The 18,154-nt window shown below is 46.4% G+C and carries 14 protein-coding genes and 1 pseudogene; 5 read left to right on the top strand and 10 right to left on the bottom strand.

The features are described 5' to 3' along the window. Positions 1-457 precede the first annotated feature (457 nt). Entirely contained in the window at positions 458-1,507 is a 1,050-nt protein-coding gene (locus tag RJ60_RS00290; RefSeq protein WP_099830271.1) for a BMP family ABC transporter substrate-binding protein, read from the bottom strand. Between the two features lie 179 nt (positions 1,508-1,686). Between RJ60_RS00290 and RJ60_RS00285 the strand changes: the two genes are divergently transcribed. The 3 genes from RJ60_RS00285 (at position 1,687) to RJ60_RS00275 (ending at position 4,501) form a co-directional block, all read left to right on the top strand. After that, positions 1,687-2,067, top strand: a complete 381-nt coding sequence (locus tag RJ60_RS00285) for a hypothetical protein (protein ID WP_099830270.1) — start codon at positions 1,687-1,689, stop codon at positions 2,065-2,067. A 323-nt stretch (positions 2,068-2,390) separates the two neighbouring features. Continuing rightward, complete coding sequence (locus RJ60_RS00280) at positions 2,391-3,062, top strand: response regulator transcription factor (RefSeq protein WP_099830269.1); 672 nt, start codon at positions 2,391-2,393, stop codon at positions 3,060-3,062. Continuing rightward, positions 3,059-4,501, top strand: coding sequence for a cell wall metabolism sensor histidine kinase WalK (locus tag RJ60_RS00275; RefSeq protein WP_099830268.1), 1,443 nt, complete (start codon positions 3,059-3,061; stop codon positions 4,499-4,501). Before RJ60_RS00280 ends, RJ60_RS00275 begins: the two co-directional genes overlap by 4 nt. A 314-nt stretch (positions 4,502-4,815) precedes the next feature. Here RJ60_RS00275 and RJ60_RS00270 read toward each other — a convergent pair whose 3' ends face one another. From RJ60_RS00270 to RJ60_RS00255, 3 genes are all read right to left on the bottom strand, one after another. After that, positions 4,816-5,676 carry an ROK family protein gene (locus tag RJ60_RS00270; protein WP_258001713.1) on the bottom strand — a complete coding sequence of 287 codons (861 nt, stop codon included), beginning with the start codon at positions 5,674-5,676 and terminating at the stop codon, positions 4,816-4,818. A 685-nt stretch (positions 5,677-6,361) separates the two neighbouring features. Continuing rightward, on the bottom strand, positions 6,362-7,738 hold the full coding sequence (gene gltA, locus RJ60_RS00260; protein ID WP_099830265.1) for an NADPH-dependent glutamate synthase: 1,377 nt from the start codon (positions 7,736-7,738) through the stop codon (positions 6,362-6,364). Next, positions 7,731-8,564: a sulfide/dihydroorotate dehydrogenase-like FAD/NAD-binding protein gene (locus tag RJ60_RS00255; protein ID WP_099830264.1), complete on the bottom strand. Its 834-nt coding sequence runs from the start codon at positions 8,562-8,564 to the stop codon at positions 7,731-7,733. Before RJ60_RS00255 ends, gltA begins: the two co-directional genes overlap by 8 nt. 356 nt (positions 8,565-8,920) lie before the next feature. On the opposite strand from RJ60_RS00255, the gene RJ60_RS00250 reads away from it, so the two are divergent. Both RJ60_RS00250 and RJ60_RS00240 read left to right on the top strand, forming a co-directional pair. After that, positions 8,921-10,390, top strand: a complete 1,470-nt coding sequence (locus RJ60_RS00250; RefSeq protein ID WP_099830263.1) for a catalase — start codon at positions 8,921-8,923, stop codon at positions 10,388-10,390. Between the two features lie 30 nt (positions 10,391-10,420). Continuing rightward, positions 10,421-10,870 (top strand): annotated as a pseudogene (locus RJ60_RS00240) (YbaN family protein). A gap of 120 nt (positions 10,871-10,990) precedes the next feature. Here RJ60_RS00240 and RJ60_RS00235 read toward each other — a convergent pair. The 6 genes from RJ60_RS00235 to RJ60_RS00205 all read right to left on the bottom strand — a co-directional run bounded on the left by RJ60_RS00235 (position 10,991) and on the right by RJ60_RS00205 (position 18,011). Then, the gene (locus RJ60_RS00235; RefSeq protein ID WP_099830260.1) at positions 10,991-11,593 is read right to left on the bottom strand and encodes a DNA polymerase ligase N-terminal domain-containing protein; all 603 of its coding nucleotides are present in this window, start codon (positions 11,591-11,593) and stop codon (positions 10,991-10,993) included. A gap of 163 nt (positions 11,594-11,756) precedes the next feature. After that, positions 11,757-12,452 (bottom strand): queuosine precursor transporter, encoded by a 696-nt coding sequence (locus RJ60_RS00230; protein ID WP_099830259.1) that lies wholly within the window; start codon positions 12,450-12,452, stop codon positions 11,757-11,759. 698 nt (positions 12,453-13,150) lie between these two features. Next, the gene (rmuC, locus tag RJ60_RS00220) at positions 13,151-14,395 is read right to left on the bottom strand and encodes a DNA recombination protein RmuC (protein WP_099830257.1); all 1,245 of its coding nucleotides are present in this window, start codon (positions 14,393-14,395) and stop codon (positions 13,151-13,153) included. Between the two features lie 236 nt (positions 14,396-14,631). Next, the gene (locus tag RJ60_RS00215) at positions 14,632-15,267 is read right to left on the bottom strand and encodes a corrinoid protein (protein WP_099830256.1); all 636 of its coding nucleotides are present in this window, start codon (positions 15,265-15,267) and stop codon (positions 14,632-14,634) included. Positions 15,268-15,335: 68 nt separating this feature from the next. Then, complete coding sequence (locus tag RJ60_RS00210) at positions 15,336-16,397, bottom strand: nitronate monooxygenase family protein (protein ID WP_099830255.1); 1,062 nt, start codon at positions 16,395-16,397, stop codon at positions 15,336-15,338. A gap of 132 nt (positions 16,398-16,529) precedes the next feature. After that, entirely contained in the window at positions 16,530-18,011 is a 1,482-nt protein-coding gene (locus RJ60_RS00205) for a DUF2779 domain-containing protein (protein ID WP_099830254.1), read from the bottom strand. Positions 18,012-18,154 lie beyond the last annotated feature (143 nt).

Genomic DNA, 18,154 nt, shown 5'->3' with positions numbered 1-18,154 from the left:
TAAGCCTGAAAAAAACGTCACATCCCGTCATGCTGAACTTGTTTCAGCATCTAGCTCTGAAGTGCCGTCCTTCGTTGCCCTTCCCGGATCATGGACCAGTCCTTGAATAACATCAAGCGAGAAAGAGCATTATCGAGTGTTCGCTCACGAGAAGAGCGGGATTCTGAGCAGAATCATCTCAGAATGACGCGATGCGAGAGAAGACTGTCATCCCAAGTCACTCGTGCAAACTCCTTACTTCATCATCCCGTAAGGCTGAGCGAAATGTCTCTGTTTGGGGCTACTGTTAAGGGCCCTTGCACGGGATCATGTTCTTCTTGTCCTTGCTCTTCAAAGCGATCATCGTCTCCTGGCAAGAGTGACCAGCGGATCTTCAGACGGCGGACCGTTAACGGATAACTGCTCTTATCTCTTACCAGAGTAGCAGGAATGCTCCATCATACTGCAATAATAAGCCTCACTTTGGGCTGCCGACGATATTGTTGACAAACCAATCCATTGCTAACAGTTCTTCATCTGTAGGCGTCTCACCCTTTGAATATCTCGTGTTTCCTTCTTGATCGATCAAAGGACCCTCAAACGGGTGGTAATCACTCTCGATTATCCTCTTTCTTTCATTTTTCACTAGGTCCATCAGAGCCTCCGGAACGAGGTCGCTCATTACTATGTCGACAACCCCATCACCGATTCCACCCCAGTACTGATTGCTGATCCATTTGTCGTCCATCAACTCATTTATCACTCTTTCATAGAAGATGCCCCAATTCCACACAGGGGAACTAAGAAAAGTGTCTGGACTGAAGGCGCTCATATCGGTGTTGTAACCAATAGCGTAGACGCCGCGCTGCCCGGCCGCCTGAACGGCAGCCGGTGAATCCTGGCTCTGGGCGATGACATCGGCTCCAAGGTCCAGGAGGGCATCGGCCGCCTCCTCTTCTAAAGAGGGATCGAACCAGGTCTCAGTCCAAATAACGTGAATTTGCGCATTTGGATTAGTCTTTGAAACTCCTATTGCGAACGCATTTATACCCCTGATTACTTCGGGAATCTTGAAAGTGGCAACATATCCTATCAAGTCGCTCTTTGTCATCTCGCCGGCGATCAACCCTGTCAGGTAGGCCGGTTCGTATATTCTCCCGAAATAAGTCCCCAGGTTCTCTGCCGTCTTGTAACCAGAGCAGTGCATGAAAACCGTGCCGGGAAAGTTCTTCGCAACTTCTACAACATCGTCCATGAAACCGAAGCTAGTGCTGAAAACAAGCTTGAATTCTCTCTCTGCGAAACCTCTTAGCACTTCAAGATCCTGTTCGCCTTCGGTTACGTTCTCAATGAATGAAGTCTCTATCCGATCGCCAAATACCTTCTCAATATACTGCCGACCCTCATCATGTTTCTGTGTCCAGCCTCCGTCGTCTACTGAACCTACATAGACAAACGCTATGCCGAGAGGTTCTGCAATCAAAATGGAAGCAAAGAGAACCAAAACAGCGACAAGAATTACTTTCATAAAACACCTCCTTAAGAAAGTCGGAGCAACGGTAAGGCCGAAACAATGTTACTCCTAGGCCGGCAAAGCTCAGATCTACAAATCCCATTATATCCCACAGAATTCCCGAATTCTCCCGGACATTTCTTCCTATAATATTACTGAAGCTAAACCATAAACCCCCAAAAGGAGTTGAAAACATGGTTCTCACAGGCGAGAAAAAACGATCTTCAAACAAATCGGAAATGACCATCAGCGGTCTCATTGAGAAAATAGAGGAACTGGGACTGGAATCTATAGAAAGAGTTGTCGTCAGCGAAATTGAGGGAACTGAAACTCGCCTCGTAACCGACAACCGCACGATTGCTCCGGAACAGCTCAAGGATACACTCCGCCGCTGGGATTCGGAGTCTATATCGAGAGTAATGCTGCTCGACATGACACCGGTCTACAAGCAGTACAGTTCATTTTCAACCGGCCAAGAAGAGATCTACAGACCACCTGCCTTTTCTATCCAGATTACAAGGGTGAGCAACGGCGCAGAGACAATAGTGGTAGCAGTCAAGAGCATCGACCTTTAAGCAGTACCCGTGGAAAAGTCTTTCGAAAAGAAAACGAGAGACGCAATGCAGAACGAGCAAATGCAGTCTTACATAGATAACGTGACCCCCCATCCGCTACACAGAAAGGAGCGTGCTAGTCTGGAAACGACTGATGATGAACGTGAAACATTCCGTAAGATAGAATCGTAGCTTCTTGTTCCTCTGTTGAAGAAGTTCTTTGAAAAAGGCCGGACCGCCGAATTCCAACTGAGACAAAAAGTGGCAGTCTGGCCTACTGGTTAGTTATTATTGACGTGATCGATTATTATTGAATGAGATCTGGCACTCTAGAGGTGAAGTTCATGGCAACAAGAATCAATCTGGTCGAAGACGAAAGAAATCTGAACAATGTACTCACTTCTTATCTCGAAAAGGAGGGATGGGAAGTCAGATCGTTCACAAACGGAAGCGACGCTTTCGACGAAATAGACGACACCCCAGACATATGGATTCTTGACATTATGCTTCCCGGAATTGACGGATTCGAGCTCCTCAGAGAAATCAGAAAGAGAGATTCAGTGATACCGGTAATCTTTATCTCCGCAAGAGACAAAGACATAGATAGAGTTGTAGGACTTGAGATGGGAAGCGACGACTATATGCCCAAGCCCTTTCTTCCGAGAGAGCTAGTTATAAGGGTGAAGAAGATCCTCGACAGGGTCCGTCATTCCGAAGGGGTAATCACTATTCCTCCCTACAAAATCGATGAAGCGAGAAGAACAGTTATTGAAGAGACAAATGACGAATCTAGAGCCATCGAACTCACTTCAATGGAGTTTGACCTGCTTCTTCTTTTCGTTAACGGCAGAGGCAAGCCCTTTTCGAGAGACCAGATCCTGGACAAAGTCTGGGGTTACGACCATTACGGAAGCGATAGAGCGGTCGATGATTTGGTTAGAAGACTGAGGAAGAAGATGCCTGAGTTCAAGATTGAAACCGTGTATGGATTCGGATATAAGAGCGTGAACATATGAGGGCCTGGAGCTTATCTGACAAGCTTTGGCTACTGTTTGCCACCGTTCTCGCGATTTTGTTTCTCCTCTTGGGAATCGTCTTTAGATGGTCGATAAGAGACTTCTTCACCACCGAGGCGTACAGGACCATTGAGTACGCCCAGGAAGTCAAGCTGATAGAGTTACAGGGAGGATTCATTCCTTTTGAAGACATTGACACGAACAGCTTTAAAAATGCTAGAGACGTTGGACATATAGTCGTTTTCGACAGAGAGTTTGACCTCATAGACAATTATCTGCATAGATTCAGGACACAGGAAGATACTGAGAAAGTCTCTTCGCCGACTACAACTTCGAAGGGAATTGTAATCAGCGGAACGATAGTGCCTGAGATTCTGCCTGTGATTGATTCTATAAGAGCTAATGCGGAGGTTCAAAACACATCGTCAGAGAGGTATGAAGCCAGGTTGAACAACAGGAGTCTCTTCTACGTCGTTCGGTCCGGTCAACTTTCGGGAAGAGATGTCACAATGATTTCCTATATGTGGGATACCTACAAGAACACTCTTTCATCGACGTTGCTCTCAAGACTATTGCTGGTGATGGCAATAATGACCGTGGTAAGTCTGATAGTCATCATCGTTTTCTCAAGATATATGACTAAACCTCTTAAGAGACTCTCCGAAGACGTAAGAATGATATCCAAGAGAAACTGGGATAAGCCGATTGCTTTGAACAGAAGCGACGAAATCGGAGAGCTTGCCGATTCAATTGAAAACATGAGAAGGAGTCTTAGCGAGCAGGACAAAGAGCAGCAGTCTATGCTCCAGTTTATCTCGCACGAGCTGAAAACACCTGTAATGGTTATCAGGAGTTACGCGCAGGCAATAAAAGACGGTATCTATCCTGGTGGGGATCTAAATAGCGCGATAGATGTTATTGACAGAGAGATTCAGAGAATGGATCTGAGAGTGAAGGATCTACTGTTTATCACCAGACTGGAGTATCTGTCGCGTCACAACCTGGAGACGGAAGAGGTCAATCTTTCGGAACTGATTGAAGATACCGTCGGGCGCTTTTCTTTCCAGAGAGACGACATAGACTGGAACCTGAACCTGAGAAATATCACTGAGCAAATAAACGAAGAGCAAATGGCAATAGCGATAGAGAACATTCTTTCCAATCAGATCCGCTATGCAAGAAATACGATAGAGGTCACAATGGAAGTCAATGAAAAAGAAGAGAACGTGGTTATCCGCTTCGCAAACGATGGTGAAAGAATCGAAGAAGAAAGACTGGCCACGCTTTTCAAACCATTCATCAAAGGAGTCGGCGGCGAAAATGGACTTGGGCTGAGCATAACGAGAAGGATACTCGAGTTGCATGGAGGAACGATCTTCGTGAAGAACGAAGAATCGGCAGTGGCAACAATCGTTGAATTGCCTATTAAGAGCATCTAACCTTTGAAAAGGTTAATGAATAATTTCATCGCGAGATTGATTGAAAACAGGAGGATAATCGTTGCATCCTCCTGTCTCATTCAGAAGATCTTTCAATTCTTACGGCAGTTGATTCGACCTGTCAAGTACCTGAAATCAAGCTATTCCTATTATCTCTCATCAACCAAGGGATTTCTTCCCCGCTCCGCTTACTCCTTGCTGAGCCAGCTGATCGGAGAGCCGCTTAGTGTTGTAGCTCCAGTAAGTAAAAATCACAATGCTATCAAGAGCACTACTCCACGTTTCAACTGTCATCATCTCTCTTCAAATTCGGGCTATAAAACGCCCGTTTCTATGTTTAGATACTTCCTCAAACCCATCAACGCCCCTCCAAAAATGGGGCCCTCTCTGTCATCAAAAGCAGATTTAACGATCTCCATCGAGGACAGTTCGAAGAGCGCGCTGTTCTTCAGTTTTGTTTTCAGGGCAGGCAAAACGCTGTCCCGGTATTCTTCAAGGGCACCGCTAATTACAACCAGATCTGGATAAAGACCGTTTACGATATTCATGAGACCGATCGAGAAGGATTCGATGTAATCATCAAGTCTTTCACTTATAACGAGATCATCAAGTTCTCTCGAGCCAACCATAGTAAGCCAACAGCCCTTTCTTCCACATGAACATTCCGGTCCGTTTCGATCGATAGACATGTACCCAAATTCGCCAGCAATATGATTACTTCCAACATATATACTGCCGTTGATGAACAGTCCAATTCCGACTCCTTCCTTAACAAGAGCGTAAACTATGTTCGCAAAATCATCAGGAATGTCCCTTTTAAGAGCTACCTCAGCGAGAACTCTCAGTTTTGCATCGTTGTTGCTCATTACCGGAGAATCTAGCCCTTTCAGCTTAAGTCGGCTCTCAACGAGTTCTGCAAGTACGAGGTCGGTCCAATGGAGCAAGGGAACATTAATTGCAGTTCTCAAATCACCGCGAACAAGACCCGGTACAGAGATCACCAAATACGAAGGAAGCTCGTTTTCTTTGTCGCAAAGATCTGAAATGCAGTCCACTAATTCGCAAGCGAATTTCTCCGGGCTCTCGGATGTTCCGATTTCGCACTTGTCTGTGACATTCATTGAAAGATCGACTCTGGCGACTATAGTTGTTGCGAGTCCGACATCAACCGAAATAACGAAGGCTTTCCCGGGATTGAAGGAAAGAAGTTCTTGCCTTTTTCCCAGACCAGAAGAAGTCTTGCCAGCGCTTACAAGATATCCCTGTCAAATTGGAAATCTTTGTTCTTGATATGGGCTGGTATCTTGATACAACGTCCATTACTGTCTTAAGATTTCTTTCCCTAAGTTCAGAGAGTACTCCAGCTGATCTTCTCTCAGAGATTGGCAAATTCAGTCCTCCTAATTAGTTAGTTTCTGAACCTAAATTATTCCAGCAAACTCAACAGTCTATTTGAAAACACTCTTTTAGGTAGAACGGATTAAACATCTGGGAATAAAAGAGGTTGATCGGGTATGATCGTATCTCACGAGGAATTTTGAGAATATGACGCGCCAAAAAGGGAGAAGAATGAAAGCTCTGTATCACCGAAAGCTGTTTTTCGTCATTTTTTTCATTGCGAAGAGAAGTCTCCTTTATCGAGAGAAATATCAGAATTCCATGATTCTCAGATTATCAGATTGGTTTTGAGAGTTGATCTATTCTTTGAACAAAAAAACTCTATTGAAAGGAGCCGGCAATTGTCTCCGAAATGTAGAGTCTCGGTGCAGAAAACCATTGACGGGCTTCTCGCGTTTTTTTGCTCTATAGTCTTCCGTGATTATTTACATTCAAGATCTGGCGCAGGTATCATGAAGCACATCACTTGCGCAACAAGTACGCCTTAATTGCTCTCGCAGAACGCTTTCCTGCTCCCATGGCTTCTATAACGGTAGCGGAACCGGTCACGATGTCTCCGCCGGCGTAGATGCCTTCATCGACTTTGCCGCTGGCTTCATCGGCATCGATACTGCCCCATCTATTCAGTCTCACCTCTGGAAAACCGGCTTTCAGAATGGCGTTTGGAGTCTGCCCGATCGCTTCGATGACCATATCCACTTCCATGATGAATTCCGATCCCTCAATTTGTATCGGCCTTCTTCTCCCCGAATCATCCGGTTCACCCAAAGTCATCTTAACGCACTTCATTCCAGTGACGTTGTTGTTTATGTCCCCTTCGTACTCAACGGGAAGGGTCAGCCAGTGAAACACTATCCCCTCTTCAACGGCATGGTGGTACTCCTCTATTCTTGCAGGCATTTCTTCTTCGCTTCTCCTGTAGACCACATGAACCTCTTTGGCTCCAAGTCTTTTGGCCGTCCTTGCCGCATCCATTGTGACATTTCCTGCCCCTATCACGGCTACCCTGTCCTTTATCTTGACAGGCGTGTCGTACCTTGGAAAGAGATAGGCTTTCATAAGGTTGGTCCTCGTGAGGTATTCGGAAGAGGAGAATATGTTGTTGTGATTCGATCCCGGTATTCCCATGAATCTAGGAGCGCCCGCCCCGATACCAATGAAAACTGCATCAAATTCGTTTTTTATCTCTTCGAATGGAATCGTTCGGCCTACAATCTGATTGAAACGGAATTCAACTCCCAGGCCCTTCACAAATTCAACTTCCTTTGCAACGATCTCTTTGGGAAGCCTGAACTCGGGAATACCATAAACAAGCACACCTCCCGCAGTATGGAAGGCTTCGAAGACCGTAACCGAAAAACCCTCTTTCGCGAGATCGGCTGCGACCGTTAGACCGGCCGGACCTGCACCGATGACGGCAACTCTTTTGTTTACGGACGGTTTTACGGCAGTTTCGAGAGATATATTCTGGTCGGCGACGAATCTCTCCAGTCTCCCGATTGCGACAGGTTCACTGCCCGGGATCCTGCCCACTACGCAGGCAAGCTCACACTGCTTTTCCTGAGGGCAGACTCTTCCGCAGATTGCTGGGAGGTTGTTGGCATCTTTCAAAATCTTTGTGCTCTTCTCGATGTCACCCTCTCTCAGTGCTTTGATGAAACCGGGGATATCTATTCCCACCGGACAGCCGCTCACACAGGGTTTGTGCTTGCACTGGAGACATCTGTTTGCCTCTGCAATTGCCTCTTCCTTGGTGTAGCCAAGGGCAACCTCCTCGAAGTTGTTGACTCTCTCTAAAGGATCTAACTCTCTCATCTTAACTTTGAATTTCTCAGGCATTAATCTCACCCGATTCACGTATGTACTCCTCAAGAGCAATCTGCTCCTCTTCTCGGTACTGATACTGCCTCTTGATGAGCTCGTCCCAGTTGACCGACCTGCCGTCAAATTCCGGTCCGTGAACACAGGCAAACTTCATCTCGCCCCCTACTTCTGCTCTGCAGGCTCCGCACATTCCCGTCCCATCTACCATGATCGGATTAAGTGAGACCCAGCATCGTATGTCATTCTGGGAGGCTAGAAGCGAGACAAACTTCATCATTACCATGGGCCCTATTGCCCAGATTGAAGCTGGTGGGTGATCCTTGATAACTTCCTTAAGAGGATTTGTTACCGTTCCTTTTGAACCAAGGGAACCGTCGTCGGTCGTGATGTACAGCCTGTCAAGAAATGGTCTGAATTCATTCAGCATTATAAGCTGCTCCTTCTTTGCAGCGCCCAGTATTCCTATAACCTCATTTCCTGCCTCTTTCAGTGCCCTGGTAATAGGAAACAACGGTGCAATGCCAACACCACCGCCCACTACACAGACCGTTCCAATCTTTTCTATCTCGCTGGGATTTCCTAGCGGGCCTACGATATCCGCAACTGATTCGCCCTCGCTCAAAGAGCATAGCTTGTAGGTACTCTTGCCCACGGCCTTCACAATAACTCTTACCCTTCCTTTATCGGTTGACGCAATTGTGAGAGGAATTCTCTCACCGTATTTGTCTATCCTTACTATCAGGAACTGGCCGGGCTTCGCGTATTTATAGATCTCGGGATGAGAAAGCCAGATATCAAAGGTATCCGGCGAAATTCGCTCTTTTGAGAGTACTGTGAACATTCAATCACCTCAATAGAATAATATCAGAATACAAACTACATTGCCGAAAGCCTTGAAGCTGGCCGCATATCCAAGGCAGAGAAACAATGTGATTAAGAACTGGCGTTGCGCTTAAGAGTGCTGCAAATACGAGTTTCCGCGGTATCTAATGTTAGAATAATTTAAGCTAGTAAAGATTCCAAGACAGTCTTGTCTACTGAGCCCGACTTGCTCTAGTTAGAGTTTGCTTCTATGAAATCGTGAGCCATGAATGCATGTGTGTGTACTCGGCTTATTATAGATCTTTTGAGAACCCCAACCCCTTAAATAAACCCTACGATGTCCGCTTTTGCCGGACGATAAGATTGGAGGAGAATATGGAAAAAGATCCAAAAAAAGAGAAAATGACCACGGCAGCTGGAGCGCCCGTAGTCGACAATCAGAACTCAATGACTGCCGGTCCGAGAGGCCCGATGTTGCTGCAAGATGTCTGGTATCTTGAGAAGTTGGCCCATTTCGACAGAGAGGTTATTCCGGAAAGAAGAATGCATGCGAAAGGCTCTGGAGGCTTTGGAACGTTTACCGTGACCCACGACATTACAAAGTATACCAAAGCCAAGCTCTTCTCAGAGATGGGCAAGAAGACTGATATGTTTGTCAGGTTCTCCACGGTAGCCGGAGAGAGAGGCGCTGCCGATGCCGAAAGGGATATAAGAGGTTTCGCAATGAAGTTTTATACAGAGGAAGGCAACTGGGATTTAGTCGGCAATAACACGCCAGTCTTCTTCTTGAGGGACCCTCTCAAGTTCCCCGATCTGAATCATGCTATTAAACGTGATCCGAAGACCAACATGAGGAGCGCGAAGAATAACTGGGATTTCTGGTCTTCACTTCCCGAGGCTCTTCATCAGGTAACAATAACAATGAGCGATCGCGGGATTCCCTTTTCGTATAGACACATGAACGGTTACGGAAGCCATACTTACAGCATGATAAACGCCAACAATGAAAGGATATGGGTGAAGTTCCACTTAAAGACGCAACAAGGAATAAAGAATCTCACCGATGCCGAAGCTGAAGTCATAGTCGCAAAAGATCGGGAGAGCCACCAGCGCGATCTCTTCGAGAGCATAGAGAGAGGCGACTTTCCAAGATGGACCATGTATATTCAGGTTATGACGCTGGAACAGGCCGATAAAATGCCCTACAATCCCTTCGACTTGACAAAGGTCTGGTACAAAGGAGAGTTCCCGCTCACCGAGGTTGGGTACTTCGAGCTGAACAAGAACCCTGAAAACTACTATCTTGATGTTGAACAGGCTGCCTTTAATCCGGCAAGTATTGTTCCCGGAATAGGTTTCTCTCCAGACAAGATGCTTCAGGGAAGGCTCTTCTCCTACGGTGACGCCCAGCGTTACAGGCTCGGGGTTAACCATCATCAGATTCCAGTTAACAGACCACGGTTCCCATTCAATAGTTATCATCGTGACGGACAGATGAGAGTAGATGATAATGCAGGAAGCACGATAGGCTATGAACCCAATAGTTATGGAGCATGGGCTGAACAACCTGAATTCAAAGAACCCCCTCTAGAGCTAAAGGGTGCCGCCGATAACTGGAACTTCAGAGAAGATGACGATGATTACTACACCCAGCCTGGAAAGCTTTTCAATCTTATGACTCCAGAGCAGCAGCAAGTTCTATTTGAGAACACAGCAAGGAACATGGGAGACTCGACAAAGGAAATCAAGATCAGACATATTGGAAACTGCCTGAAAGCCGATCCCGCTTATGGAGCGGGGGTTGCGAAGGCTCTGGGGATTTCGCTGGACGAAGTTTGGAAGTAGCCAAATATTGAGCGATAAGAAAGGTAACTTGTGAGGCTTAAACAAGTTTTGCTGGTAATCGCAGGATCGGGTTCCCTTTTTCTTGGCGTAACCGGAATAGTTCTTCCATTGCTGCCAACAACTCCTTTTCTGTTGTTGGCGGCATTTTGATACCTAAGAAGCTCAGAGAAGCTGTGCCGATGGTTGATCGGCCATAAGCTATTCGGTGCGTATATCTACAGTTATCTACATTTCCGAGCAGTAAGGAGGAGAGCAAGAAATCTTGCACTTGCTTTGCTGTGGTCCACTCTTACCTTGACAATGATACTGATATCGAATGCTGTTGTCACGGCAATTCTTGTCGGAGTTGGCACTGCCGTTTCTATTCATCTATTGAAGTTGAAAACATTGACAAGTGAAATGCTTGAAGAAGTCAGGAAGGGTCTGAAGAATCCTGATAGGATCAATAAAGACACTACCTCGAATAGCGGCAATACTTAATCACGATCACAATAGTCCCGATCTCTCGCCATCAAGATGAACTCTCGCAGCTCCAAAAAGCGAAAAGATAATATCCGGCTTACTCATCTCCTGATCTTGAAGGCTCGCTGTATAAGTTGTCTAATCTCTGGAGTCGCGAATTTCTTCAAGGCTTCTTCCTGTCTTGACTGAATTGGGCTCGGTCGACGTTGGGTTTCTTCTTGCATCGGCTTCTTTATCGTTCATCTTGATCAGAAGCCACCGCGCATTCTCCGCTTTTCCCGTTCGGACGAGCGCGTAGCCACCCTTAAGCTTCTCTCCTTCGAGCCAAATTGTGATATGACCATCTTCGATTTGTTTTGTGAGTGGGTTCGATTCAGGGTCTTCCTTCAGATTTCTGTAGCTTCCCCGGTCCCAAAGAAGAACCGTGCCTCTGCCGTACTCTCCTTCGGGGATATTTCCCTCGAAATCGCCATACTCGAGGGGATGGTCTTCCGTGGGAACGGCCAGCCTTTTTTCAGAGGGGTCGGTTGACGGACCTTTGGGAACGGCCCACGACTTCAGAACTCCGTCTACTTCGATTCGAAAGTCATAATGAAGAGTCGATGCGGCGTGTTTCTGAACAACAAACACCGGTCTATCTTTTGCCCATTCAAGAGAGGCCTCTTTACCGTCGGGCTCCGGCGTTTTGTTGAAGTCTCTCTTCATTTCGTACTTATTCAGTTTCCTTTCACTCTCGTCCACAGTTTACCTCCTGATCTGTTTGTCAGCCGGGGAGTTGAACAATCCATTCCTTCATAAATATTTCTCTTTCATATGAATTATATCAACCGACGGCCGAGAGCTTTCGGAAGCACAAGAGAACACAGCATGAAGCTATCTCGAGGAGGATTTCTCATAAAGAATCTCAGGGAACAAGATCCTTGATTTTACCCTCGTCTTTCAGTTTTCGGGCTAGATAGATGAATGGAGTGTCTAGAACTGCAACGACCCACTTTAGAATGTAAGTGGACCAGAATATCTGCCACCACACATCGGTCGAAAAAACTCCTAGAAAGGCTAACGAAGTAAAAACCGCCGTATCGATCAGCTGCGATACCATCGTGCTTGCGTTATTTCTGAGCCAGATGTGCTTCCTGTCAGGAAACCTCTTCTTCCAGAAATCATATGCCCAGACGTCATGTAACTGAGAACACCAGTAGGCTGCCAGACTAGCCAGAGCAATTCTGGGGAGAAGGCCGAATATTGCTGAGAGATGCTCCTGAGAGAAATCAGAGTGATGAGGCTCGAAGGCAAGAGCGATTTGCATTATCACGGTAGTCGATATCAGAGAGAAAAAGCCGATGTAGACTGCTCTCTTGGCCTCCTTCTTTCCATGATTCTCAGAAAGAATATCCGTAGCCAAGAACGACGTCGCATAAACGATATTTCCCAAAGTCGCGGCCATCCAGAAAAGTGAAACCGTCTTTATTACCTGAACATTGGCAATTATCGTAGCTATGGCTACCCAGACGTACAATCCTGTCTTTCCCCACAACCTGTAAGCAACTATGATCAAACTGAAGTTCACTACAAGCATCAAAAACCATAATAGTTCGTTCATCTATACCTCCATTCCGAATCCTTCACAATCAGCATCAAGAGACCGGCAAATTTCTGTCATCGGAAGACCGGACATTGCATCCCCTCTCGCATTTTATCGCATAAAGACTTTCAGAACCACTCTCGCGTATCATAATATTGTCTTACTGATGGAACAGGCAGCCGGGAGCGAAATCACATGGATTTTACCTTAAAGGGAAGAAGAGATTGTTATTTTCTATAAAGCGGTGAGATAGTCGAAAAAACTGCAAGAACGACGAAAATATCTTCGGTTACGACATCCGGGCACATCAAATACTGACGGTGGTCTAACTCAACTCGCTTATCCTTGCCGAAAAACTTAATGCAGATCGCTCTGTAGTAGAAATTACAGCGTTACTTCACGACTACGCAAGTATCAAAGACAGCAACCTTTACAGGGACCAGCATATACACGGTGCAGTCGAAGCGGATTGAGTTGCAAGTGCCGATGCGAGTGCCCATATTGTTGGTCTGCCCTCTTTATTCCGTCTAGCATATGTCAGCTACTTTCGATTAGGCTGGCGGATGGATTTCGGGAAAGACCGAAAGAAGCTGGCAGAAGCTCTGCTCCGAAGCAAAAAGACTGATCTTTGATGACCACATCGCGGCGAAAAAAGTTCTCAACCGCCTCTGAAGCGATCTTTCCCAAGTCCAGTCTCTGTATTTTGGCGCAGGAGATCAATCATAGTTCATATTTTCCGAAGATCTCGGTTCCTCGGCAATCCCTTCAATTTCGGGAAGCCTTTCGCGTGTCTCGGTAAGAGTTTCGATCTCCCTGACTTTCGGAAGCAGCCTGCTTTCAAAGGAACCCACTCCATCATTGTAGGCACTGACGGCGTTCTTTAGGTGGCCCTGCAGTCTGTTGTAATGAGCGAAGAAAACACCGAATCTATTATAGAGTTCTTTCGAGGCTTGAACAAGCCTCTCAGCGTTTTCGGTAAGGCTGTACTGCTGCCACCCATAGGCTACAGACTTCAACAGCGCAACGAGATTCACCGGAGAAGCAATAAGGACCTTCTTCGCAATAGCATATTCAAAGAGGTCCGGGTCTGTTAGAAAAGCCGCATTTATTGCAGACTCCACCGGGACAAACATTACCACAAAATCGGCATTTCTGCTGAACGATTCAGAGTAGTTCTTGCTGGCGAGTCTATTCACTGTCTCTCGAACATTCCTTGCGTAGACGTTCATGAACTGGCTTCTCGACGACTCGTCATCTTCTTCCAATGCGGCCAGATAACTGTCGAGCGGAACTTTGGCATCTACCGGTATGTAAGCTTCATTAGGTAGTTTTACAATAAGATCTGGCCTGCCACTGTCAATCGATTCCTGTTCCACAAAATCAACATGTTCGGTCATGCCGCTGAGCTCAACTATTCTACGAAGCTCAATCTCACCCCATCTTCCACGAGTTGATCTATTTCTCAAGGCGCCCTTCAAATCCGTAACGCCCTGCCTAAGATCGGTGTTTGCTGTCGCAAGAGTCCTCAGTTGTTCTTCAAGAGCTTTGTATGCTCCTTCTCTCTTAGATTCCAATTCCCTCACATTTCTTTCCAGCTTTTCCAGGTTGTCTTTCACCGGACTCACGAGACTCTCGAAATCCCTTTTCTGACTGCCCCAATCTTCTTTCTGCAGCTTGAGCAATCCCGAGAACTTGTCATTTGCCTGTCGAATGAAGTTTTCGGTACTGGAATTGAGAACATCAGAAGATATCGCTTTGAAGGTCTCTTCAAGCTCCTCTTTGGCAGAAGTTAGCCAGTCCAGTTTTTCATCCCTCTCTGCGACATCTCTCTCCAGGTCCTTTTCTTTGAGCTGGAGTTCCTGATTCCTCCTGATACTCTGAGAAAGTCTTCTGACAGATGCAATTGCGAAGAGAAAGGAAATCAGAGTGACGACCGACATTATTATTAACGCTGTCAACATCTTGAACCCTCCATCCGTAAATAGACAGCTTTACAGCCGTCAAAATGAAAAACCGGAATAAATGAATACCATCGGTATTATATCAACTTGTCTTTGAAATTGCACTTTGTAAAGGTTCCCTGAGCACATTTAGTCGTGTATTGAGTACCTATTCTATTCTTTGATTTTCGCGTTGAGCAAACGGTCTTCTCGACGATTCCGGATCGCCACCGGACACTCTTCAAAAATCAATGAGCTTACCCAGATACGAACATCCTTGCCAGTTCGACGGCTCCGGCACTGTCGGGAGAATAACCGTCCGCTCCAATTTCCTCAGCATAAGTTTGACTCACGGGCGCCCCACCTATGAGCACCTTTACTTCTTCTCGAATGCCGGCCTTTTTCAGTTCTTCTATCACTCTGGGCATATTAAGCATTGTGGTCGTTAACAGGGCGGAAATAACAAGAATATCCGGCTTCGCACCTTCGGCTGCCTCAACGAACTCTTCGGGCTTCACATCGACGCCAAGGTCGATTATTTCGAAGCCCGCTCCCTTAAGCATCATACACACCAGGTTTTTTCCAATGTCATGGAGGTCACCCTCGATAGTCCCGGCAATCACTTTGCCGATCTTCTTGACCCCTCCGCTGACAAGAAGAGGTTCAATAAGGTCCATACATTGGTTCATCGCCTTTGCAGCAACAAGAACTTCGGGAACGAAATACTCGCCCTCTCTGAATAACCTGCCAACTTCATCCATCCCCGGGATAAGTGCGCTATCCAGAATTTCCTTTGCGCTGAGGCCTTCCGCTAGAGCCTCTTCAGTGGCAGCTTTTGCCTGAGCAGGCATTGTTTCGATGATCGCGTTCGTTATCTTCTCCAGGGTTCCCATCTTCAACCTCCCCCACATTTATTTGCGGTGCAGACAGACCACTGACTTCTTAAGATACATCAAGAGAGCTAGCGCCTGTTTTCACCGAATAGTCTATCTATAACCTTCTTCACTGTTGTAATGCCTTCTATCCTGTATCCTTCGCTTCCCGTAAAGGCAAAGCCATTTTCCAGATCTCCCTTGCAGGCATTCATGAGCGCCTCTGCAATGCAGTATGGCGCCTCTCTGTAATTGCATGTCTTTATGCACTGAAATGAGCATTTAAACGGCTTTTTCTTTCCCTGCTCAACATCGTCCAGAAACTTGTTTTTTATTGCTCTGCCCGGCATTCCCACAGGACTCTTGATAATGGTTATATCCTCCCGACAAGCATTCACGAATGCCTGCTTGAACCTGTAGTCTGCATCGCATTCTTCCGTGGCCACAAAGGCCGTCCCTACTTGAACTGCTGAGGCCCCGAGCTTGAAGGCTTTTTCGACATCATCTCTATCGAATATCCCTCCGGCCGCTATCAACGGAATATTTTTTCCAGTATCACGTTTCACCTGATCTACAAACCTTCTGATCTCAGGTACGGTCTTTTCGAGAGAACTCTCTTCAGAAAAGATCTCCTCGACTCTGTATCCGAGGTGGCCGCCCGCCTTAGGTCCCTCCACAACGAAGCCGTCGGGGACGTAGCTGTACCTGCGAAACCATCTCTTGAATATTACGGTCGCAGACTTCAGAGATGAGACCACTGGAATTATAGCCGTTTCCGATCCATCATCGAGATAAGAGGGGAGATCAAGAGGCAGTCCCGCGCCGGAGATGATCACGTCTATCTTCTCCTTCACGGCCGTTTCCACCATCTCTGCGTAGTTTGTGAGGGCTACCATAATGTTTACTCCCAAAACCCCTTTTGTCTTCTCCCTTGCCCTTCTTATGGTATTCTTGAGGCCATCTATGCTTGCCTGCCTGAAGTTCTTTCTGTAACCGTCAACCGTCATACCAATACCTGCCGTTCCAATAACCCCTATTCCACCTTCAGAAGCGACGGTAGCGGCCAGATTGTCCAGAGAAATCCCTACGGCCATTCCTCCTTGAATAAGGGGAAGCGATGTCTCATGATTCTTTATCTTGAAGATTTCTATGTCGTCACATCCTCTCGATGCCTAAAGTATGCATGATTCATAATAACCTAATTTGATGACCAGATTATTCTACTTCGAAAATAATTCGATTAAGTCGTATGCTGACGATTCACATTTGTATCAACAGTATCCTCATTCCGATAATAGATCGCAGAGAAATTTGTGAATCTCTACCATCGCCAGTGTATCCATCTTGCAGTACTCCAGCATATCTCTTCTTATTCTCTCTACCTCGGGCTCTCTGTAATTTCCCAGAGCCATATTCACGAAAACATACCTGGCATCGTCACCGTTATGGATGAACAGTCCCTCATAACCAACCCCTTCTACAAGTGCAGGAAGAAGCCTTTTGATTGAGAAGCTTCCCCCGAAGTCGGGATGATATATGTGGTCTTTCACAAGCAGTTCCGAATCTACAAATATCTCCGAGAAGGATATGAGCTGTTCTGAAAGTTCTGGATAGTCTTTGTATCTGTTAGACAGCCATCTCAGAATATTCCTCTCAACGGAAGCATGGTGCGCCATAAGTGTTCTGCAGTCCTTGAGGTCCTCAACCAGCCTTTCGGCGAGCAGGAGGCTTTCATCTCTCGAAGGATTGCCGAAGAGAAACTCCCTGTGTTCAAGGACTTCCGGGTCTTTTCTTCGAATGTGCAGTGAATACTGATACGGGATCCCCTCGTAGGGAGCCAGACCATCATACAGGGGAATAACTGAAGCTGCAGTCTCGAAATCGAGATAACCTATCGGATACTCCATACTATTCAGCTTTTCTCGAAGTTCTTCGGGCTTGTCAATCACTATCCCTCCTGTTTTTGCTCCACGAAAGACTCTTTGCAGAAGAGGTTTGTCACCAAGTATCTCTCGCGGAAGCTCTTCCAGATAGAAGTATCCCTTTTCGATCAAAGCATCTGTCTTATCGGCACCCAATCTGGGAAGCTCAAAGATACTGAGTCTCCTGTCCAGACCGAAGCATCTTCGAAGATGCTCGCAGTCTCTGCATTTGTACCCCAATGAGCCGGAAGGAATCAATGTTGAAGTCAAGATAACTGATGCAAGTTCGAGTTTGGCCGTTATCTCTGTTTTCTGCTTCGAAACCTCGTCCGTTACGTCTATGATCTCAAAGAGCTTCCGGTCATCGTCACCCTTGCGATACATTCTTGAGACCATAATTAAACATGCTTTCTTGACTCTGTAACCCGAGCTTTCTATAACTGAGATTGTGTAAGAGAGATCTCTTATGTAGTCCTTTGTGTTCGATGAACCTGCTAGGCTCGCTTTGACCTCGAAGACATCCAGTCCATCTGCCCCTTTTCTCAAAACGTCCGCCCTTGAGACGAAATCGCCGCTAATGAAAGCGGGTTCAAACAGTGTTACGGACTGCCTGTCTCCGATAATCCGCTCGGTTACGAAGGAGGCCTCAAAGGGATCCAGTTCCTCTATCAGAATACCTTCAGGAAAGAGACTCCTCGCCCTTCTGCCGACATCTAGACCCTCTTTCATCCTGAAATCTTCTGCGATTGTCGGCGTGAAATCCCGAGGTTCATTCCTCTCGATCCATCCCCTGACAGGGCAGTAATCGTACTCGAGAAACATCTTATTAGTAATAAGTCTCAACTAGCTTCACCTCGAGTCTTGAAGAGTGTTGAATGCCTGAACTCAGATAACGTCTCATGATGATTATAACAGTACCGACAGGTCCGATTTTCAGGCCTTGTTTCGAGCCTTTATTTCTTCCGCAACTGCAGGTACGCATTCGT

It is taken from the genome of Mesotoga sp. B105.6.4 (genome assembly GCF_002896535.1).
GTDB lineage: Bacteria > Thermotogota > Thermotogae > Petrotogales > Kosmotogaceae > Mesotoga.
Note: the sequence above shows the minus strand (reverse complement) of the source record. Positions and strands in the feature narration are given on the sequence as shown.

What these genes read in the sequence shown, in the direction of transcription:
- RJ60_RS00250 (WP_099830263.1), top strand. Translation starts at nt 8,921, where the DNA reads ATGGAAAAAGATCCAAAAAAAGAGAAAATGACCACGGCAGCTGGAGCG.
- RJ60_RS00290 (WP_099830271.1), bottom strand. Translation starts at nt 1,507, where the DNA reads ATGAAAGTAATTCTTGTCGCTGTTTTGGTTCTCTTTGCTTCCATTTTG.
- RJ60_RS00280 (WP_099830269.1), top strand. Translation starts at nt 2,391, where the DNA reads ATGGCAACAAGAATCAATCTGGTCGAAGACGAAAGAAATCTGAACAAT.
- RJ60_RS00275 (WP_099830268.1), top strand. Translation starts at nt 3,059, where the DNA reads ATGAGGGCCTGGAGCTTATCTGACAAGCTTTGGCTACTGTTTGCCACC.
- gltA (WP_099830265.1), bottom strand. Translation starts at nt 7,738, where the DNA reads ATGCCTGAGAAATTCAAAGTTAAGATGAGAGAGTTAGATCCTTTAGAG.
- rmuC (WP_099830257.1), bottom strand. Translation starts at nt 14,395, where the DNA reads ATGTTGACAGCGTTAATAATAATGTCGGTCGTCACTCTGATTTCCTTT.
- RJ60_RS00255 (WP_099830264.1), bottom strand. Translation starts at nt 8,564, where the DNA reads ATGTTCACAGTACTCTCAAAAGAGCGAATTTCGCCGGATACCTTTGAT.
- RJ60_RS00230 (WP_099830259.1), bottom strand. Translation starts at nt 12,452, where the DNA reads ATGAACGAACTATTATGGTTTTTGATGCTTGTAGTGAACTTCAGTTTG.
- RJ60_RS00285 (WP_099830270.1), top strand. Translation starts at nt 1,687, where the DNA reads ATGGTTCTCACAGGCGAGAAAAAACGATCTTCAAACAAATCGGAAATG.
- RJ60_RS00215 (WP_099830256.1), bottom strand. Translation starts at nt 15,267, where the DNA reads ATGGGAACCCTGGAGAAGATAACGAACGCGATCATCGAAACAATGCCT.